The sequence below is a fragment of the Marinifilum caeruleilacunae genome, from assembly GCF_013141825.1.
In the GTDB taxonomy this organism is placed as follows: domain Bacteria; phylum Bacteroidota; class Bacteroidia; order Bacteroidales; family Marinifilaceae; genus Marinifilum; species Marinifilum caeruleilacunae.
In genome coordinates this window covers 25,163-31,556 of sequence record NZ_RZNH01000053.1, presented here as the reverse complement: position 1 = coordinate 31,556, position 6,394 = coordinate 25,163, and the positions used below count along the sequence as shown (strand labels likewise).

Genomic DNA, 6,394 nt, shown 5'->3' with positions numbered 1-6,394 from the left:
TGGTTGCAGCACTCTGGGGTGTTTTTATCTGGAAAGAGTTTAAAGGTTCTTCAAAAAGTACCAATGGTCTACTTACGCTTATGTTTATACTATTTGTAGCCGGAATAATATCAATTATTTACGCAGGACAGTAAATAAACTATTTGTATTCATGAAAAAAAATAATAAATCTTGGCTTTGTTGCAAAATAATGTTGTTGAACAAACAATAAACAGCAAAAACATTCTTTGGCCCGTAAATAATTAAATATAAAAGAAAATAAAGGATTCTTTTGTATAAGTCGTATAGATTTGGGTTTCATTCTAGCAAATTGCAAGAAGAAAAATTGGAACAATTTTTCGCTATAAATCGCTACATCTACAATTGGGTTTTTGTAAGTCTTCAGCTTAAATTGGGCAAGTTGGTATAAAATATAAGAGATAGATTTCTTAACTTTTTGTAACCAATTATTGTCTATAAAATGAGAACAAAGAAACAAAGTACCGAGGCTAAGGTAAAAGAAATTAGACGGCACACTCGAAAGAAGTACTCAGCCGAAGATAAGATCCGTATCGTCATCGATGGTTTAAGTGGGGGGCAAGTGTTGCAGAACTTTGTCGGCGCGAAGGCATTAGTGCCAACCTCTATTACAAATGAAGTAATGACTTTCTTGAAGATGGAAAAAATAGATTAATGGGTAATACCAAAAGAGAGGTCACTACCAGCGAAGTACATCAAATCAGAAATGAAAACATGGATCTAAAGCAGCTTATTGCAGAATTAAGCCTTGAGGTTCGCATGCTTAAAAAAAGTCTAACAGGTTCCGAGTAAACTACAAGTATATGAGAAGAAGTGCTAGTGAAAAGATGGAAAACATTCGCATTGTAGAAGGATCAGAGCTTGTGGGTAAGCGAACACTTGAAGAGTTTGTATATGCCGAATTACGTTCTATGATTGGAATAAGCGCTATCTGGAAGATGGATATGAGGGACTTTTACCTAAGAAGAACAAACGACGCTCATACTGGTATCAGATTCCTCAAAAAGAGCGAATGAAGGTGATTATAACAGCCCTGGTGCATCCAGAGTTATCTACTAGGGAGATAGCACACCAGATAACTGATAATCAAAAATGGTTTATAAGCGAATCAAGTGTTTATCGGATCCTGAAGGTGCAAGGATTGGTAACCAGTCCGGCTTGTAATGTTATGGAAGCAGCAGATGAATCTAAAGACAAAACCACCCACATTCATCAGCAATGGCAGACTGATTTCACCTATTTTAAGATAATTGGTTGGGGGTGGAATTATCTGGCTACTGTCATGGATGATTATTCACGCTTTATAGTTACTTGGGAGCTTTGTAAAAGAATGGATTCAACAAACGTCAGTCGAGTTGTGGAAAAGGCTATGCGTATAAGCTGACTTCCTGAAAATAAACGACCTAGGCCATTATCTGAAAATGGTACTTGTTTTATCTCTCATGACTTTACCAAATTCATTAGTGAGCTACAAATGGGGCATTTAAGATGAGCACCTTATCGTCCCCAAACACAAGGTAAGATTGAGTGCTATCACAGAACTATGAAAAATATAGTAAAGTTGTACAACTACTATTACTCCGATGAGCTGATAGCCAGGATTTAAGAATTTGTGGATAATACAATCATGAAAGGTATCACGAATCCCTAAACAACCTTACTTCCGCTGATGTCTACTATGGCAGAGACCGGGTGCGATTGCAGTAGCGATTAATTATCAAGAACGAAACATGTAGAAAAGAAGAAGGATAAACAGGGAGTTAATTTCCTGAACAAATGTTTGGTTCCATCTTTACAACAAAGATAAATGTCTTACAGAACCTGTAAAGAGCAAGTAAATGCCCTGTCGCATGCGCTGCACAGGGCACTCTTGACAGAACCTGTTATCCAATTTTAAGAAAGTTACAAGATCGAATCAATAAGACCTAGAGCCAAATATGGTTAATTCTCTATAATCAAAAGTATGTATGGTATTTTAGCCAAGTATCATGCACCTATTGTTAGATAAAAAAGTATCTCTTAATTTTAAGTATCGATGTGTTCAATTAGGTTTGACGTTATGCAATCATTCTTTAATTGATTAAGAGAACAGTGAATCAATCTTAATTTAAGCTTAATCATCTAATTCAACACACACACACTATTTCAACTTTTATTAGTTCAGCTACCATTTTAGTTTTTATATTATCTCCAATTTTATATCAAGGCGATTTATCTGAAGTCTGCCTGTGAAAGTGTTATTATCATAAGTAAAGCTGATTTTGGCTGGTTGATTTACTCCATGCATTTTAATCTCTCCACTTGTTATAAATCCATTATCGGTTTTCTTAACGCTTTCAGAAACGAAACGTATCTGAGAGAATGTATTCACTTCAAAAAAATCTTCACTTATTAAGCATCTGCTTCCGTAGACCCTGCTGCTTTTTTTGATTATTTTCTTCTAAAAGCTTATCTATTGTATCTTGAATTTCTTGTGTTAATTTCAGCGTAGTGCAAGCTCTCTTTTTATATACAGGGGCAGTACCTAGATATTGAGAGGAAGCATATTCTATATCATCAGAAGTTGCTATTTGGTTTTCATATTCTTCGATATATTTTTTTACTGTTCTTCTGCTTGTCTGAAGATCACGAGAGATAACACGTTGGCTTTTACCCTCTCGATAACTTTGAATAATTATTTCTTGCTTTGTGTACATACTTATAATGTTTTACTGAACGATTTTTTATTCATTCATTTGCGTTAATAAGTGGTACACTTTTCGATTGAAATATGGTTCAGTTCCTAATTAATATATACTGAGTCAAAAAAAATCGTATTTTTAGCATCGCGCTTAAAGTGAAACTGCGTCTAGTTCATGATTAGCTTTAAATCTAGAATAAATCAAAATTTGGTGATAATGATCGGGATTAAATACACTACTTTTTTGTTGAACTTATTGCTATTGTCGACATCAATCTTTTCTAATCCAAATACTCTGGAGAAAGAAATACTGAACATTAAAGATTTTGGCGCTAAAGGTGATGGGCTCACCATTGATACAAAAGCAATAAATGCTGCTATTGACGCTTGCTCCAAAAGTAAAAATGCTAAAGTAATAGTTCCGCCAGGACAATATATTTCAGGCAGTATTCATTTGAAAAGCAATATTATTCTTGAAATTCAAGAGGGAGCGGAAATTCTGGGAGCTCCGGTAGGTATTCATGCTTATGATGATCCCGAACCTAATCAATGGGATATGTATCAAGATTTTGGGCATAGCCACTATCATAATTCCATGATTTTGGGGGAAAACCTCGAAAACATCAAAATTACTGGTAAAGGCACTATAAATGGAAATAATCATGTATTGAGAGATAATAAGTATGGGAATGGTGATGCAAACAAACTGATTGCCATGAAGCTATGTAATAATATTACCATTGAAGGAGTAACTCTAAAACTTGGAGGTCACTTTGCTATTATCTTAAATGGATGCAATGGGGTAACTATCAAAAAAATTGCTATTTATACCCAGAACGATGGTATAGACCTAATGGCTTGTAGTAATGTAACAATTAGTAATTGTGAAATAGAATGTATTCGGTATGAAGGTGGTCAAAAGGTAGGTGGAGATGATGCCATTGGAATAAAGAGCGATTATTCTCTTGGGTACGCTCTACCATGTGAGAATATTACTATAACAAATTGCTTTTTGTCTAGTGGCTGTAATGCAATTCAATTTGGTTCTGAAACCGTAGGTGATATTAAAAATGTAAAGGTTACCAATTGCGTCATTGAACATGCTGATAAAGCAGGTCTTGGAATAACAAGTAATGACGGAAGTATTATTGAGAATATAGTCTTTAGGAATATTACCATGTCGAAAATTGCCAATCCTTTCTTTATTCTTATTACGAATAGGGGCAGAGCAGGAAATAATCCAAAAATCGGTGCTATTAAAAATGTGTTGTTCGAGAATATTGAATGTAGAGATGTATATGGTTATATAAAAAACAGGGTATTCACAAGTATGATATCAGGACTACCGGGGCACCATATTGAATCCGTAAAGTTCAAAAATATTAACATGACGCTCCGAGGTAATGTTGACGAATTTGATGCGGATAGGAAAATTCCTTTTCATACTAAATATACTCCAAGAAGTTTTGGTAAAAGGCCTTCTTCCGGTTTCTATTGCAGATATGCAAAAAACATATCATTTCAGAACGTCATCATAGAGTTAGAAAAACCTGATGTAAGACCTCTATTCTTTTTTGACCATGTATCAGAAATTGACATAGCTAATTTTGATTCAAAAACATGCTCTGAAGAAAACGGTCATATTGTACTAAAAAAATCTGATACCATTCGCCTTGCTAAAAGTTTTGGATGGAATGTTATAAAATACGAGGAATAACGAAAGGTAAAAAGGATAACTGGTGAAATTCGGATATACCCTTCAGCCTCTAATTCCTATCTACAAAGTGCTTCGTATTGTGGTTGTCATTTTCTTAGATTATAAAGCATTCCTTGTTATGACCATTCTAACTGGTATCCATTTGTTTCATTGGATATCCCCGGGGCATTCAGGATATCCGTGGCCTTTGCTATTTTGGGTGCTAGGCATGTTTATTTTCGGAACATTTCTGTTTGATAGGAAGGCCAAACTTATAATCGACAATGATGCGTTAACTATTCAACATGAAGAGCAGTCTCGCATTGAAATTGCAAGCATTCTAACTGGATACGTACACTCGGTATCCAGACACAACCGAAGCATATTCTCCAAACCAGATTACTATCTAACACTGATATCGAAGAACCCAGCAACCTCAACGCATGTTGATATTTCTGGTCTTGAATTGAATGGGTGGGAAATTGGTGCCTTTCTGAACTTCAAAATGTCTAAAACTAAATCTAACAATCAATAAAGGTCATCCGTTTACTTAGTTATTTGCTGATTTCTAGCGATTTGCCTGCGCCTCTCTCATCTGGATATGACCATGTTTCTTTGCGAGAGATTTACTGAGCGGATTAGACTTTACTTTCAAAATGGTACGTTCGTGGTTCAGTTTGTGGTTAGTGAGAGTTGCACTAGATTTGGAGTACTTAAGCTGGGGGCAAACTCCCTTTATTTTTGCGCTAGCTGCAAGTGTAAAAAGAGTGAAACCACAGCATTGAATCCTGATCCTAAAATCTCAAAAAACGACTTGAAAATATTATCTCTTTGATTGAACCTTAGTGCAAGAAAAAATTAGTTTTTGCCACCGCGCTTCTGCCCTTCGGGACAGTGGGAAAGCCTACGCACATTGCACACATCCCGAAAATCCCACGTTTCCAGCACTCATACCTAAATTTTCGGGAAGAGTGCAATTTCCCCAACCTTGTTACAATACAGGAACAATATAGACTCTACCAATTACAATAAAAGCACTAAAAACCAATAAGACAAAGTTGGTCATGACTTCCTTTTTTTCTTTTCGTTTAATATGTACGGTCATTGCTCCAATCATTGTAAGGGAAAGTCCTATTGCAGCAATGGGTGTAAGTAGAGGAAGGGTTTTCAGCAACATCGGTAAAATTAAACCCAATGCACCAAAAATTTCTGTAATTCCTATAAGTTTTATTGTCTTTGTTGAAAAGCTATCAATCCATTCTCCTAGTTTCTCTCTAAGTTCTTCAACTGGTTTCGAAACTTTCATAAGCCCTGCCATTATAAATGCGACAGCTAATAAACCTTGTACAATCCATAATATAATATTCATAATTCTAGCTTTATATATTAAAATTCAAACTTTTAAAATTCACTTCTATTAAAATACAATAGTTTAATTCATGATACATATTATCTCGACGTCAATTAGTTCAGCTACCATTTTTGTTTTAATTTTTTCGCCAATTTTATAATCAAAGCGATTAATTTGAAGATTGCCTGTGAAAGTATTGTTCTCAAAAGTAAAATTGATGGTGGCAGGCTGATTTACCCCGTGCATTTTAATCTCTCCGTTAGTAATGAATCCATTATCACTTTTTTTAATGCTTTCTGAAACAAAACGTATTTCTGTAAATGTATTAACCTCTAAGAAATCTTCACTTTTTAAATGATTATCACGTTTCTTTTTATCTGTAAAAATAGATGCAGCATCAAGGCTTACATCAAGGCTTGCATTATCTAAATCATTAACATCGAAATTTATTTCGCCTTTCATACCTGTAAAAGTGCCTTTTACTTCTTTGCCAAACATTCCTTTAGCTGTGAAATTAACTATCGATTTCTCAGCATTAATTTGTTGTGCGTTACTGCTAATTGTTAAAACAGTTATAATCGCTATTATTAATCCTTTAACTTTCATACTTCTATTCATTTAATAATTACTAATTCAATTTATCAATACA

The 6,394-nt window shown here is 34.7% G+C and carries 11 protein-coding genes; 7 read left to right on the top strand and 4 right to left on the bottom strand.

Annotation, left to right across the window (positions count from 1 at the left end; all coding sequences use genetic code 11):
* Positions 1-271 precede the first annotated feature (271 nt).
* The 5 genes from ELS83_RS22745 to ELS83_RS20370 are packed head-to-tail and all read left to right on the top strand — an operon-like array spanning position 272 to position 1,402.
* Positions 272-409, top strand: coding sequence for a helix-turn-helix domain-containing protein (locus ELS83_RS22745; protein ID WP_430438941.1), 138 nt, complete (start codon positions 272-274; stop codon positions 407-409).
* Positions 410-460: 51 nt separating this feature from the next.
* A complete protein-coding gene (locus ELS83_RS20385; protein ID WP_171597399.1) occupies positions 461-673 on the top strand; it encodes a hypothetical protein in 213 nt (70 codons plus the stop codon).
* The gene (locus ELS83_RS20380) at positions 673-810 is read left to right on the top strand and encodes a hypothetical protein (protein WP_171597398.1); all 138 of its coding nucleotides are present in this window, start codon (positions 673-675) and stop codon (positions 808-810) included. Before ELS83_RS20385 ends, ELS83_RS20380 begins: the two co-directional genes overlap by 1 nt.
* Positions 811-821: 11 nt before the next feature.
* Positions 822-1,034 (top strand): hypothetical protein, encoded by a 213-nt coding sequence (locus ELS83_RS20375; RefSeq protein WP_171597397.1) that lies wholly within the window; start codon positions 822-824, stop codon positions 1,032-1,034.
* Complete coding sequence (locus ELS83_RS20370) at positions 950-1,402, top strand: DDE-type integrase/transposase/recombinase (protein WP_249414530.1); 453 nt, start codon at positions 950-952, stop codon at positions 1,400-1,402. Before ELS83_RS20375 ends, ELS83_RS20370 begins: the two co-directional genes overlap by 85 nt.
* 795 nt (positions 1,403-2,197) lie before the next feature.
* Here the strand turns inward: ELS83_RS20370 and ELS83_RS22740 are convergent.
* Both ELS83_RS22740 and ELS83_RS20360 read right to left on the bottom strand, forming a co-directional pair.
* The gene (locus ELS83_RS22740) at positions 2,198-2,389 is read right to left on the bottom strand and encodes a YceI family protein (protein ID WP_171597395.1); all 192 of its coding nucleotides are present in this window, start codon (positions 2,387-2,389) and stop codon (positions 2,198-2,200) included.
* Between the two features lie 13 nt (positions 2,390-2,402).
* Positions 2,403-2,714 carry a helix-turn-helix domain-containing protein gene (locus ELS83_RS20360; protein WP_171597394.1) on the bottom strand — a complete coding sequence of 104 codons (312 nt, stop codon included), beginning with the start codon at positions 2,712-2,714 and terminating at the stop codon, positions 2,403-2,405.
* A 201-nt stretch (positions 2,715-2,915) separates the two neighbouring features.
* On the opposite strand from ELS83_RS20360, the gene ELS83_RS20355 reads away from it, so the two are divergent.
* Positions 2,916-4,415 carry a glycoside hydrolase family 28 protein gene (locus ELS83_RS20355; protein WP_171597393.1) on the top strand — a complete coding sequence of 500 codons (1,500 nt, stop codon included), beginning with the start codon at positions 2,916-2,918 and terminating at the stop codon, positions 4,413-4,415.
* A gap of 22 nt (positions 4,416-4,437) precedes the next feature.
* Positions 4,438-4,929, top strand: a complete 492-nt coding sequence (locus ELS83_RS20350; RefSeq protein WP_171597392.1) for a hypothetical protein — start codon at positions 4,438-4,440, stop codon at positions 4,927-4,929.
* 456 nt (positions 4,930-5,385) lie between these two features.
* Here the strand turns inward: ELS83_RS20350 and ELS83_RS20345 are convergent, their stop codons facing one another.
* Positions 5,386-5,763 (bottom strand): DoxX family protein, encoded by a 378-nt coding sequence (locus tag ELS83_RS20345; protein WP_171597391.1) that lies wholly within the window; start codon positions 5,761-5,763, stop codon positions 5,386-5,388.
* A 63-nt stretch (positions 5,764-5,826) separates the two neighbouring features.
* Positions 5,827-6,351, bottom strand: coding sequence for a YceI family protein (locus ELS83_RS20340; protein ID WP_171597390.1), 525 nt, complete (start codon positions 6,349-6,351; stop codon positions 5,827-5,829).
* Between the last annotated feature and the right edge of the window lie 43 nt (positions 6,352-6,394).

Coding starts and splice junctions, on each gene's coding strand:
- ELS83_RS20385 (WP_171597399.1), top strand. CDS start 461: ATGAGAACAAAGAAACAAAGTACCGAGGCTAAGGTAAAAGAAATTAGA.
- ELS83_RS20380 (WP_171597398.1), top strand. CDS start 673: ATGGGTAATACCAAAAGAGAGGTCACTACCAGCGAAGTACATCAAATC.
- ELS83_RS20375 (WP_171597397.1), top strand. CDS start 822: ATGAGAAGAAGTGCTAGTGAAAAGATGGAAAACATTCGCATTGTAGAA.
- ELS83_RS20360 (WP_171597394.1), bottom strand. CDS start 2,714: ATGTACACAAAGCAAGAAATAATTATTCAAAGTTATCGAGAGGGTAAA.
- ELS83_RS20355 (WP_171597393.1), top strand. CDS start 2,916: ATGATCGGGATTAAATACACTACTTTTTTGTTGAACTTATTGCTATTG.
- ELS83_RS20345 (WP_171597391.1), bottom strand. CDS start 5,763: ATGAATATTATATTATGGATTGTACAAGGTTTATTAGCTGTCGCATTT.
- ELS83_RS20340 (WP_171597390.1), bottom strand. CDS start 6,351: ATGAAAGTTAAAGGATTAATAATAGCGATTATAACTGTTTTAACAATT.